This window comes from Allosediminivita pacifica (assembly GCF_003054175.1).
GTDB classification, from domain to species: domain Bacteria; phylum Pseudomonadota; class Alphaproteobacteria; order Rhodobacterales; family Rhodobacteraceae; genus Allosediminivita; species Allosediminivita pacifica.
Window position 1 is genome coordinate 1 of record NZ_QBKN01000005.1, and the last position, 16,917, is coordinate 16,917.

Sequence of the window (16,917 nt, forward strand, 5' to 3'; positions counted from 1 at the left end):
ACATCAGGTCTCGTGCCAAGCTGGTCTCCATCGCAGATACCAGCTTGAATCACGCCTTCCGGTCGGCGTGAAACCCTTTTGTCAACACGGCCTAGCTACCCGTTCACAACCAATGTGCTGAATCGCTTTGGCGAGCGTTTGTGCAGCCGTTTTTTCCGCCAAAATAGTGCCGTCACTGAATGTTACTAACAGTCTCGTGCGAGAGCCTTTCGAAGAGGAGAGAATTGTTCGTGCGGCTTGAACCTCCTGTTCAGAATCCTCTTCATGGTCATCTTCTGAGAAGGTCGCCATCCACTCGTTCGCCAAGGCTTCCACTCGATCACAGAAAGCGCGAAGCTCTTTGCCCCTGACGGTCAAGGCCTTTGCTTCCTCGTAACGTGATTCTCTAAACAACTCGCTTCCTTGAGTGTTTAGATCCTCGACTGCCGTTTCCAACTCCAACTTCATCAATTCAAATGCCGTTGTAACGCTGCTCATATGTCTTCTCTTATGCGATGTCGGACGCCTTCAATTCGCTAACGGTGGGGGACCCTCTCAGGTTTGCAGCGCCAACTCCAACGTTACAGGAAGACGAGCCAGGCCGCCAAGCCCATCAGTTTTTTGAAGCGCCCTTTCCTCCGCTTGGCTCTCGAAAGATGCAGCACATGGCATGACCGTCTGCAATGCGCTGTATGCTTTAATCCGAACGTAGTAATCGAACGGCAGCAATATCCGCTTGGCGGCCCAACACGGTTCAAGAACACGCCCTTTTCCTGTGGTTCGGGGAAGGCCCGGGGACCAGGCCGCAGGTCGCCGCGCCAGCCGACAAGGGCAACGCCCGCGCCGAGGGGGCGCGGGCGTCGGGCTGTCAGTCCAGCGTCTCACAGAGGACGCCCGCGGCGGGAAGGATGCCCACGGGGGTCTCGGCGGGGGTGGTGTTGTGGTTGAACCAGAACCGTTCCGAGCCGGTCTCGCGGCAGCGGACGCCCTCGGGCATCTTCACCGTGGCGATGCGCGCGCGGACGCAGAGCATGTTCACCAGCCGGTCGAGCGCCTTGGCGTCGCCCCAGCCGGCCATGTAGGTCACGCGGCCCGCCTGCTTGGCGACGGGGGCGCCGGCCTCGGTCTCGAGGATGGTCTCGGCGCTGCCCTCGATCTCCTCGAGGTAGCCCTCGACAGCGCCCCCACCGGCGAGCGCGACGGGCAGGTCGGGGCGGATGCTTTCAACCCGCGACACGGTCACGTCGAGGCCGGGGAAGGCCGGGGGAAGGGGCACGGGCATGCGGAAATGCGCGTTGCGCGCGCCGCTGCGGGGGCCGATCAGCACCTCGGCGCCGCAGTCGGCCAGCGCCTGCTTCACCTCGTCGGTCATGTGCATGAGGCCGGGGGCGAGGATCGCCTTGTAGCCCTCGAACTCGGAGGGGCGCGGGCGGATGATGTCCACCGACAGGCCCGCCCGGCGCAGCGCGCGGTAGTGTTCGAGCACCAGCATGAAGTAGTCGAGCCCGGCGCCGTGCGGCTGGGTTTCCCAGTAGAAGGCGGCGTCGAAGTCGAAGATCAGGCCCACGGGCGCCTGCTGGAACTGCACGTCGGGGGTGGCGGCCAGCTCCTCCATCACCATGCGCGCCTCGTGCGCGGCGGGGGCGTCGACGCTGTCGGGGCGGAGCATGCCCGCGTGCATCTGCTCCTGCGCGAAGGGCGCCTGCCGCCAGCGGAAGTAGCAGACGGCCTCGGCCCCGTGGGCGAAGGCCTCCCACGTCCAGAGGCGGACCATGCCGGGCAGGGGCGCGGGGTTGTAGGGGGCCCAGTTCACCGGGCCGGGCTGCTGTTCCATGACCCACCAGCGGCCCGCGCCCTGCGGGTGGTTGCCCTGCGCGCGGCCCACGGCGCGGTAGATGTCGTGGTGGAAGGCCTGGAAGTCGGGGTCGCCCTGCCGCGCGTACTTGCGCTGGTGTTCGGGCGTCGCGCCTGCCCGGTCCTCGAGGAAGCCCAGCGGGTAGCTGTCCCAACTCGAAATTTCCAGATCCTCGCCCACGTCGTAGTGGTCGAAGGCGGTTTCGCGGCCCATGTAGTTGTGCGCGATTGGCGCGTCGGTATGGGCGCGGATGATGTCCACCTGCGCGCGGTTGAAGTTGACCACCTGGTCCGAGCTGAACCGGCGGAAGGCCAGCGTGTGCGCCGGGTTGGGTTCGGTCACCGTCAGGTTGGGCAGGTCGATCTGGTCGAAGCTGTCGTACTCCATCGACCAGAAGACGTTGTCCCACGCGTCGTTGAGCGCGGTGATGTCACCGTCGAATGTCTCGCTCAGCCACTTCCGGAACGCGGTGCGCGCGGCGTCCGAGTAGGAGATGACCGTGTCGTGGCAGCCGTATTCGTTGTCGGTCTGCCATGCGGCCACATGCGGGTTCGGGCCGTAGCGTTCGGCGACCAGTTCGACGATGCGTTTGCATTCCTCGCGGTAGCCTTCGTGGCTGAAGCAGTAGTGGCGGCGCGAGCCGAACTTGCGCGGCTTGCCTTCGGCATCGACGGCGATCATGTCGGGATGCTTGTCGATCATCCAGCGCGGCGGCGTCGCGGTAGGCGTGCCCAGCACGACCTTGAGGCCCGCGTTGCCCAGAACCTCGATCGCGTCGTCGAGCCAGGCCCAGTCGAAGGTGCCGGGGGTGGGTTCGATCCGTTTCCACGCGAATTCGCCGATGCGGACCCAGGTCAGGCCGATCTCGGCCATGCGGCGAGCGTCTTCCTCCCAGATCTCGCGGGGCCAGTGTTCGGGATAGTAGCAGGTGCCGAGCGTGCGTTTCATGCTGCCTCTTGGGATGCGTCGTAGGCGGCGACAAAGGCGCGGGCGCGCTCTGCCACCTCGTCGGCGGAAAGGCCGGGCTTGTAGAGCGCCGAGCCGATGCCGAAGCCGGTGATGCCGGCGCGGAGCCAGTCATCCATGTTTGTGTCGTCCACGCCGCCCACGGCGTAGGCCTTGGTGCCCTTGGGCAGCACGGCGCTGATCGCCTTGAAGCCGTCGATGCCGAGTTTGGCCGCCGGGAAAAGCTTGATGCCGTCGGCGCCGTTGCGCAGCGCGGTGAAGCATTCGGTGGGTGTGAATGTGCCGGGGTAGGAGAGCATGCCCGCCTGCTTGGTCGCGACGATGACGCGCGGGTTGCAGTCGGGCGAGACCACCATGCCGGCGCCGATCTGCTGCAGCTTCAGCACCTCTTCGGGGGCGAGCACCGTGCCCGCGCCGACCACCGCGCGGTCGCCCGCGTGCTTCACCATGGCGGCGATGCTGTCGAAGGGATCGGGAGAATTGAGCGGCACTTCGAGCTTGGTGATGCCCGCGTCGAGCAGGGCATCGGTGACGGGCACGGCCTCGGAGGGGGCGAGGCCGCGCAGGATGGCGATGATTTCGCGGGTCATGCGGTTTCCTTGATCTGCGCGTAGGCGGCCTTGAGGCCTTCGAGCGTCATGCGTTCGGCGTCGGCGCGGGTGACGGGCAGGCCCTGCTTTTCCAGCGCCGCGGCATAGACCTCAGCGAGGCCCGTTTCGCCCAGCACGGCGACGCTTTGCCCGAGCCAGTAGGGCTTGGCCGCGGCGAGTTCCATGCCGATGAGCAGCCCCGAGAGGCGCGCGCGGGCCGTGGCGGGGGAGAGATCGTGCAGCAGGTTCTCGGCCCGGAGGGAAAAGAGGTCGGCGGCGAAGGCGGCGGGGCGGCCCATGGCCTGGTCCAGCGCGCCCGAGAAGGCCGCGTCGTCCCAGCCCTCGGTCCCGATGGAGTGGCGCAGGACCGACTGCTTCGACAGGAGGGCGAAGAGCTCGCCCGTGACGAAGGTGCGGAAGCTGACCACCTCGCCCGCGCTGATGTGCACCCACTTGCAGTGGGTGCCGGGCAGGCAGATCACCCCGTCGAAGCCGGGGTTGAGCGCGAGGAAGCCCGCGACCTGCGTTTCCTCGCCGCGCATGACGTCGGCGGGGCTGTCCTGCTTGATGCCGGGCAGGATGCGGGCGTCGATGCGGGTGTCGGTGGCGGGCACGCGCACGGCGTCGGACCCGGAGGGCGGCGTGCAGGGCACGGCGGCATAGGGCGCCTCGCACCAGCCCTGGCGGCTGCCGGCCATGCCGCAGATCATCACCGTGATGGTGCCGGGCAGGTCGGGCAGGGCGGCCAGCAGCGCGGGTTCGAACCCGTCGCTGTCGAGGGTGCCCATGCCCTTGTCGCTGTCATGACGCGATTTCACGGTGCCGTCCGCCGACATGTGCCAGATGCGCAGGTGCGACGTGCCCCAGTCGGCGGCGATCCAGTCCTGACCCGCCATCACGCGGCCACCGTCACGACGCCGCCGTCGACGGCGATGCACTGGCCGGTCATCATGCGGCTGGTGTCGGAGGAGAGGAACTGCACCGCCTCGACCACGTCCTGCGGCTTCATGTGGTCCTTGAGGCACTGGCGCTCGAGATGCGCCTCGAGCGCTTCCTTGGTGGCCCATTTCTCGAGCTGGCGCTCGGTCAGGACCCAGCCGGGGGCGATGGCGTTCACGCGGATGCGGTCGGGGCCGAAATCGCGCGCGAGCGAGCGGGTCATGGCGGTGATGCCGCCGTTGGCCGCGGTGTAGGCGGGGTAGCCGCCGTTGCCCATCATGTAGCTGGTGGAGCTGAAGTTGACGATGGACCCGCCGCCGGCCTTCTGCATTTCCGGGATCACCGCCTGGCAGGCGAAGAAGTAGGCGCGCAGGTTGACCGCCTGCGACCAGTCCCAGAATTCCTCGGTCACGTCCAGGGTCTGGTGACGCTGATCGTTGGCGGCGTTGTTGACGAGGATGTTCACCGGGCCGTGGGCCTCGGAGACGGTCCGGATCGCCTGCTGCAGCACCGGCGTGTCGGTGATGTCACCCTGCACGAAGAGTGGGCGGGTGCCCGTCTCCTGTTCCATCCGGTCGCAGAACTCGGTGGCGTCGGACTTGCCGATGAAGCCCACCTTGGCGCCCTGCCGCAGGAAGCCTTCGGTCAGCGAGGCGCCGATGCCGGAGCCGCCGCCTGTGATGAAGACGGATTTGCCCTTGAGGTCGTGGAATGTCGCGTTGCTCATCAGTGGCTCTCCCGAGTGACGGGGCGGGTGTCCTTGCCCACCAGGAAATCGAGGTCGGCGCCGCGGTCGGCCTGCAGCACGTGGTCGACGTACATCTTGGCATAGCCGCGCTCGTAACGCGCCTCCTCGGGTTTCCATGCTTCGCGGCGGGTGGCGAGTTCCGCGTCGTCGACGAGAAGTTCGAGCTCGCCCTTGCTGGCCGAGACGCGGATGCGGTCGCCGGTCTTGACCAGCGCCAGCGTGCCGCCGGCCTGCGCCTCGGGCGAGACGTGCAGGACCACGGTGCCGAAGGCGGTGCCGGACATGCGGGCGTCGGAGACCCGGATCATGTCGCGCACGCCCTCGCGCACGAGCTTGCGGGGGATCGGCATATTGCCGACCTCGGGCATGCCCGGGTAGCCCTTGGGGCCGCAGCCCTTGAGCACGAGGATCGTGTCGGGCGTCACCGGCAGGTCGTCGCGGTCGATGTTGGCCTTGAGGTCCTCGATGTTCTCGAAGACGTAGGCTTCGCCCTCGTGTTCCAGCAGGTGCTCGGTCGCGGCGGAGGGCTTCACGATGGCGCCCTGCGGGGCGAGGTTGCCGCGCAGCACGCGCAGGCCCGCGGCGGGTTTGACCGGCGCGTCATAGGCGTGGATCACGTCGCGGTTGTAGCATTCGGCGCCGTCGGCATAGACCGAGATGTCGCCGCCGAGCACGGTCTTGGCCGGTTGCAGGTGCTTGGAGATTTCCTTGAGCACGGCGGGCACGCCGCCGGCGTAGCAGAAATCCTCCATCAGGTACTTGCCCGAGGGCATGCAGTTGACCAGCAGGGGGATCTCGCTGCCCTTCTCGAAATCCTCGAGCGTGAGGTCGACGCCGACGCGGCCGGCGAGCGCCAGAAGGTGCAACACGGCGTTGGTCGACCCGCCGACGGCGGCGTTGGTCATGATGGCGTTGATGAAGGCCTCTTTCGTGAGCACGTCGGAGGGCTTCAGGTCCTCGTCCACCATCTCGACGATGCGCTTGCCGGTCAGGTGCGCGAGCGCCGCGCGGCGGGCGTCGACGGCGGGCAGCGCGCCATTGGTGGGCAGGCTCATCCCCATGGATTCCACGAGGCTCGACATGGTGCTGGCGGTGCCCATGGTCATGCAGACGCCGACCGAGCGGCTCATGCCGCTCTCGGCCGCCATGAAGTCCTCAAGGGTCATGTCGCCCGCGCGGACGGATTCCGAGAATTTCCAGACGTCCGTCCCCGAGCCGATGTCCTTGCCCTTCCACTTGCCGTTCAGCATAGGCCCCGAGCTGACCACGATCGAGGGCAGGTCGACGCTGGCGGCACCCATGAGCTGGCCGGGGGTGGTCTTGTCGCAGCCGCCCAGCAGGACGACGCCGTCCATGCCGTAGGCGCGGATCGATTCCTCGACATCCATGGCCAGCAGATTGCGGAAGAGCATGGCGGTGGGCTTCATCTGCGTTTCGCCAAGGCTCATCACCGGGAACTCGACCGGGAAGCCGCCGGCCTCCCAGACACCGCGTTTCACCGCCTCGGCCAGGCCCTTGAGGCCCGCGTTGCAGGGGGTGAGTTCCGACCAGGTGTTGCAGATGCCGATGATGGGGCGCCCGTCGAAGGCGTGGTCGGGAAAGCCCTGGTTCTTCATCCACGAGCGGTGGATGAAGCCGTCCTTGTCGAGCTTGCCGTACCAGGCCTGGCTGCGTCGTTGCTTGGTCATTGGCGTGTCCCCTCGACGACCCACATTGTTTCGGGAAAGCTCCACGGCAGGGTCAGGCCGTGGTGCATCAGGTATTGGCCGCTCAGTGTCACGGGTTCGGACTTGAGCAAAGGGGTGCCCCGGGAGAGGGCGATGGCGTCACCGCGGTTCCGGAGCGTCACCTCGTAGCTGGCCTGCGGGTCGAGCCCGGCCAGTTGCAGCGGGCGCGGCAAGATCTGCCGCGTGGAGGTGCCGAGACCGGCGAAGGTGACAAAGCGCGACCCGTCCTCGGCCAGCTGCAGCTCGGCGGTCATCGCCTCGTCCACGGTGTCGAGCCGCAGGATGTCGGCGCGCATGAGCCAGTCGCGGTTGTCCTTCCACCAGGCAGTCACGTTGCGCAGGACCTGTTCCTCGTCCTCGGTGAGTTCGCGAGGGTCCATCTCGAAGCCCATGTGGCGCTGGGCGGCGACCCAGGCCCGGAAGCGGATGTCGAGGATGCGCCCCGAGGTGTGGCAGTGGCGCGGGCCCACGTGGCTGCCGGTGACGGCGGCGGGCAGGAAGCGCGCGGCGGAATGCTGGATGCGCAGGCGTTCGAGCGCGTCGTTGCTGTCGGACAGCCAGACCCGCTGGGTGCGTTCGAGGATGCCGAAGTCGATGCGGCCGCCGCCCGAGGCGCAGCTTTCGATTTCCGTCTCGGGAAAGTCGCGGCGCAGGTGATCGAGCAGGGCGTAGGTGCCGCGCACCTGGGCCGCGTCGGGATGCGGCAGGACGCGGTTGTGGTCCCACTTGATGTAGTCGATCGCGTGCGTGGAGAGCACCGCCGCCATGTGGGTGTAGAGGTATTCGCGCACCTCGGGCAGGCTCATGTCGAGCACCATCTGCTGGCGGCCGAGGGTCTGGTCCGCGGCACCCAGCGCCCACTCGGGGTGGGCGCGGTAGAGGTCGCTGTCGGGATTGACCATCTCGGGTTCGAACCAGATGCCGAAGCTCATGCCGAGCCCGTGCACGTGGTCGATCAGCGGCCCGAGCCCGTCGGGATACTTGCGCGCATCGACGGTCCAGTCGCCAAGGGCGGCCACGTCGCCGTCGCGCTTGCCGAACCAGCCGTCGTCGAGCACGAAGCGTTCCGCCCCGAGGGCGGCGGCGCGGTCGGCGATGGCGGTGAGGTCGGTCAGGTTGTGGTCGAAGTAGATCGCTTCCCAGCAGTTGTAGTGCACCGGGCGCGGGCGGCCCGGGTGGGTCCACGTCACGACCTTGTCGCGCAGGTGGCGCTGGAAGGCGGTCGCGCAGCCGTTTTCGCCCGCCTCCGAGAAGGTGGCGTAGAGCTTTGCCGTCTCGAACCGGGTGGCGGGCTCCAGCTCGGTGCCGGCGGCGTTGCCGAACTGGACCTGGCGGCGGCCCTCGGGCAGCTCTTCGGCCAGCATCCGGTGGCCGCCGGACCAGCCGTAGTGCAGCGCGTAGGCATGGCCGCGCGTGGCGGTGGTGCCGAGGCAGGGCAGGAGGAGCCCGGGGAAATGTTCGTGGCTGGTGCGGCCGGTGAGGCTTTCGCGCATCCGGATGCCCGCGGACCACGGCACGCGGTTTTCCTGGAATTCACCGATCCAGCGGCCCGAGAAATCCACCATCTCGGTCGCCTGCTGGGGCGCGGGGAAGACCGGCGCCGAGAGCCAGTGCAGGCGGACCGGGCGGTCGGCCTCGATCGCGGCGCGGGCCGTGATCATGTGGGTGTCGGGGTCGATGCCGATTTCGGCGGTGTAGCTGAGGCCCGAGTCACTGGCGCGGATGAAGATCGCGCTGCCGGTGGCGTTGACGACCTCGAGCATGAAGGCCGGACGCAGGGGCGTGCCGTCGGCCTCGGCCACCGACAGGCCGGGCTGGCCCGGGAAGGTGCTGCTGGCCTCGGGGCAGATCGACAGGTCCGGAAGGCGGTCGATCATACCCCCCGTCACGTCGAGTTCCTGCGCCCGGACCAGGGTGGCGGTGTCCGCGCCCTCGGGAAGGCGCGGACCCCAGTAGACAATGCTCGGCAGACGACCCCCGCTGCTTGCGAGGATCAGGCTCTGCCGGGCGTCGTGCAGTTCCCAGAAATCACTCATTACGAAACGCTCCCGAGATTACTTGACCGCGCCCAGCGTCAGGCCGGCGATGAAGTGGCGCTGCATGAGGAAGAACATGGCCACGGGCGGCAGGGCGGCGACGATGCTGCCCGCGCTCATCAGGTGGTAGGCGGCGCGGTATTGCGCGTTGAAGCTGGTGATGCCGGCGGTGACCGGCTGGCTTTCGGCGCCCTGCGTCAGTACCACGGCCCAGAAGTAGTCGTTCCAGACGAAGGTGAAGACGAGCACGGCGGCGGCGGCCATGGCGGGCTTCATCAGGGGGATGACGACATACCAGAAGATGCGCCATTCGGCGACGCCCTCGACCCGTGCCGCCTCGATCAGCTCGTAGGGCAGGGCGCGGATGAAGTTCCGCATGAAGAGCGTGCAGAAGCCCGTCTGGAAGGCCACGTGGAAAAGCACCAGCCCCAGCTTGGTGTTGTAGAGGCCCATGTCGAGCGTGAGGTCGCGGACGGGCACCATGAGGATCTGGAAGGGCACGAAGTTGCCCGCCACGAAGAGGAAGAAGATCCAGAGGTTGCCGCGGAACTTGTAGATGCCGAGCGCGAAGCCGGTCATGCTCGACAGCACCACGCAGCCGATGACTGTGGGCACCGTGATGAGCACCGAGTTCAGCAGGTAGCGCGGCATGTCCGACTGGAAGAAGACCTTGCCGTAGTTCTCGAAGCCGGCGAAGGCCGAGGGCCAGCCCCAGTAGTTGCCGGTGGTGAAGTCCACGTCGGGCTTGATCGAGAAGAAGGCCACGGCCAGCAGCGGCAGAAGCCACATGATGAGGGCGAGCGGCAGCAGCGACTGGTAGGTGAGCTGCCAGGGGCGTGAGGTCTGTTCGATGGGACGCGGGAACATCAGCGGGCCCCTTTTTCTTCGCGGTACATCGACCACAGGAAGTAGGCGATGAAGCACAGCATGATGAGGAAGAGCACGACGGCGATGGCGGCGCCGTAGCCCATGCGGAAGCCGTATTCGGAGAGCGCCTTCTCGAACATGTAGAAGCTGAGAATGCGGGTGGAGCCGAACGGCCCGCCGTTGGTCATGATCGAGATCAGGTCGAAGCTGCGCAGCGCGCCGATGATCGTCACGACGAAGGCGAGGAAGGTCGCGGGGCGCAGCTGCGGCAGGATCACGTGCCAGAGCATCCTCAGCCCCTTGGCGCCGTCGAGGCGCGCGGCCTCCACTTGTTCGGGGTCAACGGCGTTGAGGCCCGTCAGGTAGATGATCATGCAGTAGGAGACCTGCGGCCAGAGGCCCGCGCCGATGATGCCGTAGGTGGCGTAGCGCGGGTCGCCCAGCACGTTCACGGTGCCCAGGCCCATCCATTCGGTGACCTGGCTCAGCAGCCCGAAGGAGGGCGCGTAGAACCAGCCGAAGACGAGGCCGACAACCACCTGGCTGATGACGAAGGGGAAGAAGAACAGCGACTTGTAAAGCCGGATGCCCGTGACCGTCTGGTTGAGGAAGAGCGCGATGAAGAGCCCGCCCGGGATGGCCAGAAGGTAGAGGATCAGCCATTTCAGGTTGTTCCAGAGCGAGACCTCGAAGGCGGGGTCGCTGGCCAGCTCTTGATAGTTGGCAAGGCCTATGTAGCTGGGTTCGCCCAGGCCGTCCCAGCGGAAGAACGAGATGTAGAAGCTCTGGAAGATCGGGACGATCACGTAGACGAGGAAGAACAGGATCCCCGGCAGCAGGAACATCAGCGGCGCAAGCGTCATGCGGTTGCGCCGGATCCAGCCGGGGCCGCCTTCGTCGGCGTGTGTGTCGGGCAGCGTCGCGGTGGTCATCGCGGTCACCTCGCGGGAACGGAAGGGTCGGGGGCGGCGCGGGCCTGCGCGCCCGGAAAGAGATGCCGGGCCCGCGCGAGGCGGGGCCCGGCCTGTCCCTGTGCGGGATCAGTAGATGCGCTGGCGCGCCTGCTCGAGCCGCTGCAGGATCGGGTCGAGGTTGTCGGGAAAGACCATGAATTCCTGGAAGCCTTCCATCGCGATGGCGGCCATCTCGGCCGGGGCGTCGCGGTCGAAGAACTGCGCGAGGCCGCCGGTGGCGTTCTCGTTCAGCATCTCGAAGCCCTGTTGCAGCATCTCGTCGTCGTCCACCGAGGAGGAGGCGTTGATCGGGAGCTGGCCGAGCGCGTCGCCGGCGTTGATGATGGTCTGGTTCTCGGCCGAGACGACGAAGCGGAGGAATTCGCGCGCCGCTTCCTTGTTGTCCGCTCCGCTGGGGATGTGGAAGGTGTCGGTCGGTGCGTCCTCGGCCATTTCCACGTCAGGGTTGATGGCCGGGAACTGGTAGAAGTCGAGCTGGTCGTCACCGAGACCTGCCTCGCGCATGGGGGCCACGGCAAAGTTGCCCATCAGGTAGGCCGCGGCTTCGCCGTTGACCATGAAGGGGAGCGCTTCCTGCCAGCTGTAGGATTGGTGGTTGTCGACGAACGCACCCATGTCGATCAGTTCGCGCCAGTTGGCAAAGGTCTCGCGGACGCGGTCGTCGGTCCAGGGGATCTCGCCGTTGGTGAGCTGCATGTGGAAGTCGTAGCCGTGGGTCCGCATGTTGAGGTAGTCGAACCAGCCGGCGGCGGTCCACAGGTAGCGGGTGCCGATGGTGAAGCACTTGACGTCGTTGTCGAGCAGCGTCTGGCAGTTTGCCTTGAGCTCTTCCCAGGTCTCGGGTTCGCTGAGGCCGTACTCGTTGTAGATGTCCTCACGGTAGTAGATGCCCCACTGGTAGTAGGTATAGGGCACGCCCCACTGCTTGCCGTCGAGGGTCATCGCGCCTTCGGTGGAGGCGAGGTTCTCGGCGATCTCGGGGTCGTCCCAGAGGTCGGAGATGTCCTCGAAAAGACCCGCGTCCACGTAGGGGCGCATGCGGTTTGCGGCGTACCAATTCGCAACGTCCGGCGGGTTGGCCGAGAGGAAGTTGCGGATCTGGGTCTTGTAGGCCTCGCGGTCGATGATCGTGAGGTCGATCTCGAGGTCGGGGTGCATTTCGCCGAAGCGGGCGGCCATGTCCTCCATCACCGCGCGGGGCGCGGGGTTCGACATGTCGGAAAAGATCGTGAGCGTACCGCTGAGGTCGCTGTCCTGCGCGGCGAGCGGACCTGCGAGGGCCGTGCTCAGCGCCAGTGCGGCGGCGGTGAGGCGGGGTTTGTGAAACATGCTTTCTCCTCCCGGGGGCACTTGGTGAACGAAGACACCGGGCGGTGCCCTATGGCCGCCCGGCGGAGGTCCTGTGTCGAGGTTTGTTCCGAATAATGGAACTTGATCCCAACTATTGAAACTATGACGCGACTCGTTTACGCATGTCAACAGCCTCGATGGGCCGCGGCAGAGGGCGGAGGGGCAGGGAGGACGACAATGAACACCCAGAGCGGCGCCCGGGAGGGCGCGGACGGCACGGTCGGAAAAGCGTTGCAGATCATGGACATCGTGGCCGATGCGGGCCGCCCGCTTCGCTTTTCGGAACTGCAGGCCGCCTCGCCGCTGCCGAAGGCGACGCTCTACCGGCTGGTCCAGACGCTCACCAGCCAGGGGATGCTGGTCTACGACTGCGACCGGCAGACCTATACCCCCGGGCTGCGGCTGGTGCAGCTGGCCCACGCGGCTTGGCGGCAAAGCTCGCTGGCGCCTATCGCGCGCCCGCACATCGACGCGCTGTCGGCCGAGGTGGGCGAGACGATCCACCTTGCGCAGCTCGACCGGGCTCAGGTGCTTTACGTCGACAAGCGCAACGCGGTCCGCCCGGTCGAGATGTATTCGCAGGCGGGCAAGGTGGGCCCGGGCTATTGCACCGGGGTCGGCAAGGCGATGCTCGCGCACCTGCCCGAGACCGAACGGCAGGCGGCGGTGCGGATGCAGGCCTTCTACCCGCACACACCGAACACCATCACTAGCGTCGAGGCGCTGGAGGCCGAGCTCGAGACGATCCGGACCGAGGGCGTGTCCTTCGACCGGGAGGAGCACGAGCCCGGCATCGTCTGCATCGCGGCCCCCGTCCTGACTCCGGGCGGGCGTGTGCTCGGTGCGCTTTCCATCACGACCGCGGGGCCCGCCGGGCTGGAGGGCCTCGCGCGGCACAGGCCGGCGCTTCTGCGAACCGCCGGCGAAATCGCGGCTGCGGCGGAAACCTGGCAATTCCCCAGCTGAACGAACCTAAGGAGACGTGGCAATGACGGGTGTTACCCTCAGCAAGGCGGTCAAGAAATACGGGGATGCGCAGGTCATCCACGGCATCGACCTCGAGGTCGAGGACGGCGAGTTCTGCGTGTTCGTGGGCCCCTCGGGCTGCGGCAAGTCCACGCTTCTGCGGATGATCGCGGGGCTGGAGGAAACCACCGACGGCCAGATCCACATCGGGTCACGGGACGTGACGCGCGTGGACGCGGCGGACCGGGGCGTGGCGATGGTGTTCCAGACCTACGCGCTGTACCCGCACATGAGCGTCGAGCAGAACATGGGATTCGGTCTCAAGATGACCGGACACCCCAAGGCTGAGATCAAGGAGAAGGTCTCTGAAGCGGCCCGGATCCTGCAACTCGAGCCGCTGCTGCAGCGCAAGCCCAAGGCGCTTTCCGGCGGTCAGCGCCAGCGGGTCGCAATCGGACGCGCCATCGTGCGGGGGCCCGAGGTCTTCCTCTTCGACGAGCCGCTGTCGAACCTCGACGCGGAGCTGCGGGTGGACATGCGGGTCGAGATCGCGCGCCTGCACCAGGAAATCGGCGCGACGATGATCTACGTCACCCACGACCAGGTCGAGGCGATGACGCTGGCCGACAAGATCGTTGTGCTGCGCGCGGGCCGGATCGAGCAGGTCGGCAGCCCGCTGGATCTTTACTCGGACCCCGACAACAAGTTCGTCGCGGGCTTCATCGGCTCGCCCAGCATGAACTTCCTGCAGGGCGAGATCGAGAACGGCCAGGTTCGCCTGCCGGAACTGGGCAACCAGAGCTTCGTGCCGCAGGTGTCCAGCCTTCCGGCCTCTGGCAAGGTCTGGGTCGGGCTGCGGCCGCAGTACCTCGAGATCCAGCAGGCCGATTCCGGGCTCAAGGTCGACATCCGCGAGAACCTCGGCGGGGTGGCCTACGACTACCTTCTGACCGAGGCGGGCGACAAGATCGTGGTCGAGCAGCGCGAGGGCACGCCCGCCTTCAAGCATGGCTCGCGCGTGCAGGTCAGCTTCGATGCGTCGAAGGCGATGATCTTCGACGGCGAGACCGAGGCGCGCCTGCGCTGAGCTATAGCAGCGCCGTGTCGGCGGCGGCCTGCAGCCGCCGCGCGATGAAGCCCGGGATGCCCGGGTGCAGGCCGATGGGATCTAGCACGAGGCCCGAGAAGCGGGCCTCGTCCAGCGCTTCGGGCAGATCCTCGAGCACGTGGCCGCGGCGGGCGGCGAAAAAGGGCAGGCAGATCGCCTGGTCGCCTAGGCCCTGAGCCATGTCGGCGAGATAGGGTTCCTCTTCGACGAAACCGCTGCGCGTCTCGGCCAGGGGCAGGTGCGCCTCGAGCGCGGCCGCGAAGGCGCGGGTGACCTCGGCGGGGCGTCTGCTGCGGCCCGAGCCGTGCGCGGCCACGAAGAGACGGGTTGTCGCCGGGTTCCAGCCGCGGGCCGCGATTTCCTCCTTCAGCCAGTCCGCCGCAAATCCGGGCAAGGCCGGGTCGAGCCCGAATGGCGGCAGGCGTCGGGCCGGGGTATCGCCAAGGCGGCGGGGCAGCTCATCCTGCGTGAACCAGCCGTCGGCCATGAACATCGGGTAGACCACCAGATCGTCGGGCGTGCCGGCAAGCGCGGCCTCGAGCGCGCCGGGCGCGGCCAGCGTGGCGCCGCGGACCTCCCAATCGGGGGCGAACGGGGCGATGGCCTCGGCAAGCGCGCGGATCTCGGCCTCGCCGATCTCCGGCTGGGAGGGCTGGCCGTGGCTGACGATCACCGCGCGGCGACGCGCGCTTGTGGTCTCTGCCCTCATGTGAAGCTCCCTGCTCTGAAACGGTCCTGACGCGCAGATAGGGCGTCGGCGTCGTTTTGGCGAGGGCCGCCGGGGCTTGCCTTGGCCGCAGACCTGCAGAAAGCTGCGTGTCAGGTTGGCGCGTGGAGGCTGCAGGATGATCACACCGGATTACTGCCTGACGATGGCGCGATACAACGCGTGGCAGAACCGCCAGCTGCGCGAGATCTTCGAGACGCTGGACCGTACGACGCTGGAAGAGCAGCGGGGCGCCTTCTTCGGGTCAATCCTGGGAACCGCGAACCATCTGCTCTGGGGAGACCGGATCTGGATGAGCCGCTTCGGCGTGGGCGAGGCGCCGGGCGTGGGGCTTGGCGCGAGCACCGGGCTGACAGGGTCGGGCGGGGCCTGGGCGGTGGAGCGGTTCCGCACCGACGGGCGTCTGCTGCTGTGGGCCGAGCAACTCCGGAGCGTCGACCTTGTCGGCAACATCACGTGGTACTCCGGCGCGGCGGAGCGCTGGGTGTCGAAGCCCCGCAGCGTGCTAATCGCTCACATGTTCAACCATCAGACGCACCACCGCGGCCAGATCCATGCGATGCTGACGGCAGCCGGCGTGACGGCGCCGCTGACCGATCTTTTCCTGATGCCCGAAGGCTCCCCCTGGTTGTAGCGTCACTCGTGTCCGCAAGCCCTTGCCGAATAGGCATGGTTAAGGCATGGTCTTCGTGCCTGCGGGGGCAGAGCTGAGGGACTGACATGACAATCTCGCTGACGATGGCCTGTATTTGGGCCTTCCTCGCTAATATCCTCGCGGCACTCCCCTCGAAGGACGGCCATTGGACCTGTGCCTACGTGCTGATCGCGCTGGGCATCCCGCTTGTGGGCTTCGTGACCTACGAGAACGGCCCGTGGGTCGGGCTCGTGGTGCTTGTCGCCGGCATGAGCGTGATGCGCTGGCCCGTGCGCTACGTGTGGCGCTGGACGACCGAGCGCATGGTCGCGGGCCGGGTCGACGGCTGAGGGGCTGACCGGATGCAGCGGCAGGCCCGAGATGACGATTCCCGATCGGGGGGTCGGCGTCGCGTCGCCTGTTGCCGTGCGAGGCATCTTGCCTCCGGTCCCGCCCCGTTCTACCCCGCCCGACATGACCGATCTTCCCCAGACCCGCGGGCGGCTGACGCCCGCAAAGCCCCTGTCCGATCTCACCTGGCTGCGCGTCGGCGGGCCGGCGGAGTGGCTGTTCCAGCCTGCAGATCTCGAGGATCTGGCGGAGTTCCTCGCTGCGCTCGACCCTGAGGTGCCGGTGTTTCCCATGGGCGTGGGGTCGAACCTGATCGTGCGCGACGGCGGCATGGCGGGCGTCGTGGTGCGGCTGGGGCGGGGCTTCAACCACATCCGGATCGAGGGCGACCGTGTGACGGCGGGCGCGGGCGCGCTTGATGCGCATGTGGCGCGCAAGGCGGCGGAGGCGGGCGTCGACCTGACTTTCCTGCGGACCATCCCCGGCGCGATGGGCGGCGCGGTGCGGATGAACGCCGGGTGCTATGGCAGCTACACCGCCGATCACTTCGTCGAGGCGCGGGCGGTCACGCGGCAGGGCGAGGTTGTGACGCTGACGGCCGAGGATCTGAACTTCCGCTATCGCCACACGGATCTGCCCGAGGGCGCGGTCCTAGCGGAGGTGGTGCTGCGCGGGGAGCGGGGCGAGCCCGAGGCGCTCGTCGCCAAGATGGAGGATCAGCTTGCCCGCCGCGATGCGAGCCAGCCGACCAAGGAACGCACGGCCGGGTCGACCTTCCGCAATCCCGCAGGCTATTCGAGCACGGGCCGGCCCGACGATGACATGAGCCTGAAGGCCTGGAAGCTGATCGACGACGCGGGCATGCGCGGTGCGACGCGTGGCGGGGCGCAGATGTCGGAAAAACACTCGAACTTTCTGATCAACACGGGCGGGGCTTCGGCAGAGGATCTCGAATCACTCGGGGAGGAAGTGCGAAAAAGGGTTTTCGAGAGCAGCGGAATGGAGTTAGAGTGGGAAGTAATCCGGATCGGTGCCCCCGCGGGGGCGGCTGAAACCGGATAGATCTGGCGGGGCACCCCGCCGCACAGAGGGTCTCAAGG

The 16,917-nt window shown here is 67.2% G+C and carries 16 protein-coding genes; 5 read left to right on the plus strand and 11 right to left on the minus strand.

Translation table 11 applies throughout. From position 1 onward, the window contains the following. Nucleotides 1-81 precede the first annotated feature (81 nt). From C8N44_RS23115 to C8N44_RS04960, 10 genes are all read right to left on the minus strand, one after another. Entirely contained in the window at nt 82-477 is a 396-nt protein-coding gene (locus C8N44_RS23115; protein ID WP_146178805.1) for an exodeoxyribonuclease VII small subunit, read from the minus strand. Between the two features lie 370 nt (nt 478-847). Continuing rightward, on the minus strand, nt 848-2,782 hold the full coding sequence (locus tag C8N44_RS04920; RefSeq protein WP_107975070.1) for a beta-galactosidase: 1,935 nt from the start codon (nt 2,780-2,782) through the stop codon (nt 848-850). Then, nucleotides 2,779-3,390 (minus strand): 2-dehydro-3-deoxy-6-phosphogalactonate aldolase, encoded by a 612-nt coding sequence (locus tag C8N44_RS04925; RefSeq protein ID WP_107975071.1) that lies wholly within the window; start codon nt 3,388-3,390, stop codon nt 2,779-2,781. Before C8N44_RS04925 ends, C8N44_RS04920 begins: the two co-directional genes overlap by 4 nt. Further along, entirely contained in the window at nt 3,387-4,286 is a 900-nt protein-coding gene (locus C8N44_RS04930; RefSeq protein ID WP_107975072.1) for a 2-dehydro-3-deoxygalactonokinase, read from the minus strand. The genes C8N44_RS04925 and C8N44_RS04930 overlap by 4 nt, the downstream gene beginning before the upstream one ends. Next, complete coding sequence (locus C8N44_RS04935; RefSeq protein ID WP_107975073.1) at nt 4,286-5,056, minus strand: SDR family NAD(P)-dependent oxidoreductase; 771 nt, start codon at nt 5,054-5,056, stop codon at nt 4,286-4,288. The genes C8N44_RS04930 and C8N44_RS04935 overlap by 1 nt, the downstream gene beginning before the upstream one ends. After that, complete coding sequence (locus C8N44_RS04940; RefSeq protein ID WP_107975074.1) at nt 5,056-6,765, minus strand: IlvD/Edd family dehydratase; 1,710 nt, start codon at nt 6,763-6,765, stop codon at nt 5,056-5,058. Before C8N44_RS04940 ends, C8N44_RS04935 begins: the two co-directional genes overlap by 1 nt. Next, on the minus strand, nt 6,762-8,840 hold the full coding sequence (locus tag C8N44_RS04945; protein ID WP_107975075.1) for an alpha-galactosidase: 2,079 nt from the start codon (nt 8,838-8,840) through the stop codon (nt 6,762-6,764). The genes C8N44_RS04940 and C8N44_RS04945 overlap by 4 nt, the downstream gene beginning before the upstream one ends. 18 nt (nt 8,841-8,858) lie before the next feature. Further along, nucleotides 8,859-9,707 (minus strand): carbohydrate ABC transporter permease, encoded by an 849-nt coding sequence (locus C8N44_RS04950; protein WP_107975076.1) that lies wholly within the window; start codon nt 9,705-9,707, stop codon nt 8,859-8,861. Further along, nucleotides 9,707-10,639, minus strand: coding sequence for a carbohydrate ABC transporter permease (locus C8N44_RS04955; protein WP_107975077.1), 933 nt, complete (start codon nt 10,637-10,639; stop codon nt 9,707-9,709). Before C8N44_RS04955 ends, C8N44_RS04950 begins: the two co-directional genes overlap by 1 nt. A 108-nt stretch (nt 10,640-10,747) precedes the next feature. Then, nucleotides 10,748-12,010: an ABC transporter substrate-binding protein gene (locus tag C8N44_RS04960; RefSeq protein ID WP_107975078.1), complete on the minus strand. Its 1,263-nt coding sequence runs from the start codon at nt 12,008-12,010 to the stop codon at nt 10,748-10,750. 198 nt (nt 12,011-12,208) lie between these two features. Here C8N44_RS04960 and C8N44_RS04965 point away from each other — a divergent pair, with 198 nt between their 5' ends. Together C8N44_RS04965 and C8N44_RS04970 are read left to right on the plus strand one after the other, a co-directional pair. Then, complete coding sequence (locus C8N44_RS04965; RefSeq protein ID WP_107975079.1) at nt 12,209-12,997, plus strand: IclR family transcriptional regulator; 789 nt, start codon at nt 12,209-12,211, stop codon at nt 12,995-12,997. A 22-nt stretch (nt 12,998-13,019) separates the two neighbouring features. Further along, nucleotides 13,020-14,084 carry an ABC transporter ATP-binding protein gene (locus tag C8N44_RS04970; protein ID WP_107975080.1) on the plus strand — a complete coding sequence of 355 codons (1,065 nt, stop codon included), beginning with the start codon at nt 13,020-13,022 and terminating at the stop codon, nt 14,082-14,084. Between the two features lies 1 nt (nt 14,085). Here C8N44_RS04970 and C8N44_RS04975 read toward each other — a convergent pair whose 3' ends face one another. Continuing rightward, nucleotides 14,086-14,814: a CbiX/SirB N-terminal domain-containing protein gene (locus C8N44_RS04975; protein ID WP_107975081.1), complete on the minus strand. Its 729-nt coding sequence runs from the start codon at nt 14,812-14,814 to the stop codon at nt 14,086-14,088. Nucleotides 14,815-14,950: 136 nt separating this feature from the next. Between C8N44_RS04975 and C8N44_RS04980 the strand changes: the two genes are divergently transcribed. The 3 genes from C8N44_RS04980 (at nt 14,951) to murB (ending at nt 16,879) form a co-directional block, all read left to right on the plus strand. Beyond that, nucleotides 14,951-15,466: a DinB family protein gene (locus C8N44_RS04980; RefSeq protein WP_107975082.1), complete on the plus strand. Its 516-nt coding sequence runs from the start codon at nt 14,951-14,953 to the stop codon at nt 15,464-15,466. An 86-nt stretch (nt 15,467-15,552) separates the two neighbouring features. After that, nucleotides 15,553-15,816, plus strand: a complete 264-nt coding sequence (locus C8N44_RS04985) for a DUF2484 family protein (RefSeq protein ID WP_107975083.1) — start codon at nt 15,553-15,555, stop codon at nt 15,814-15,816. Between the two features lie 124 nt (nt 15,817-15,940). After that, a complete protein-coding gene (gene murB, locus C8N44_RS04990; protein ID WP_107975084.1) occupies nt 15,941-16,879 on the plus strand; it encodes a UDP-N-acetylmuramate dehydrogenase in 939 nt (312 codons plus the stop codon). Nucleotides 16,880-16,917: the final 38 nt, after the last annotated feature.

Coding starts and splice junctions, on each gene's coding strand:
- C8N44_RS23115 (WP_146178805.1), bottom strand. CDS start 477: ATGAGCAGCGTTACAACGGCATTTGAATTGATGAAGTTGGAGTTGGAA.
- C8N44_RS04920 (WP_107975070.1), bottom strand. CDS start 2,782: ATGAAACGCACGCTCGGCACCTGCTACTATCCCGAACACTGGCCCCGC.
- C8N44_RS04925 (WP_107975071.1), bottom strand. CDS start 3,390: ATGACCCGCGAAATCATCGCCATCCTGCGCGGCCTCGCCCCCTCCGAG.
- C8N44_RS04930 (WP_107975072.1), bottom strand. CDS start 4,286: ATGGCGGGTCAGGACTGGATCGCCGCCGACTGGGGCACGTCGCACCTG.
- C8N44_RS04935 (WP_107975073.1), bottom strand. CDS start 5,056: ATGAGCAACGCGACATTCCACGACCTCAAGGGCAAATCCGTCTTCATC.
- C8N44_RS04940 (WP_107975074.1), bottom strand. CDS start 6,765: ATGACCAAGCAACGACGCAGCCAGGCCTGGTACGGCAAGCTCGACAAG.
- C8N44_RS04945 (WP_107975075.1), bottom strand. CDS start 8,840: ATGAGTGATTTCTGGGAACTGCACGACGCCCGGCAGAGCCTGATCCTC.
- C8N44_RS04950 (WP_107975076.1), bottom strand. CDS start 9,707: ATGTTCCCGCGTCCCATCGAACAGACCTCACGCCCCTGGCAGCTCACC.
- C8N44_RS04955 (WP_107975077.1), bottom strand. CDS start 10,639: ATGACCACCGCGACGCTGCCCGACACACACGCCGACGAAGGCGGCCCC.
- C8N44_RS04960 (WP_107975078.1), bottom strand. CDS start 12,010: ATGTTTCACAAACCCCGCCTCACCGCCGCCGCACTGGCGCTGAGCACG.
- C8N44_RS04965 (WP_107975079.1), top strand. CDS start 12,209: ATGAACACCCAGAGCGGCGCCCGGGAGGGCGCGGACGGCACGGTCGGA.
- C8N44_RS04970 (WP_107975080.1), top strand. CDS start 13,020: ATGACGGGTGTTACCCTCAGCAAGGCGGTCAAGAAATACGGGGATGCG.
- C8N44_RS04975 (WP_107975081.1), bottom strand. CDS start 14,814: ATGAGGGCAGAGACCACAAGCGCGCGTCGCCGCGCGGTGATCGTCAGC.
- C8N44_RS04980 (WP_107975082.1), top strand. CDS start 14,951: ATGATCACACCGGATTACTGCCTGACGATGGCGCGATACAACGCGTGG.
- C8N44_RS04985 (WP_107975083.1), top strand. CDS start 15,553: ATGACAATCTCGCTGACGATGGCCTGTATTTGGGCCTTCCTCGCTAAT.
- murB (WP_107975084.1), top strand. CDS start 15,941: ATGACCGATCTTCCCCAGACCCGCGGGCGGCTGACGCCCGCAAAGCCC.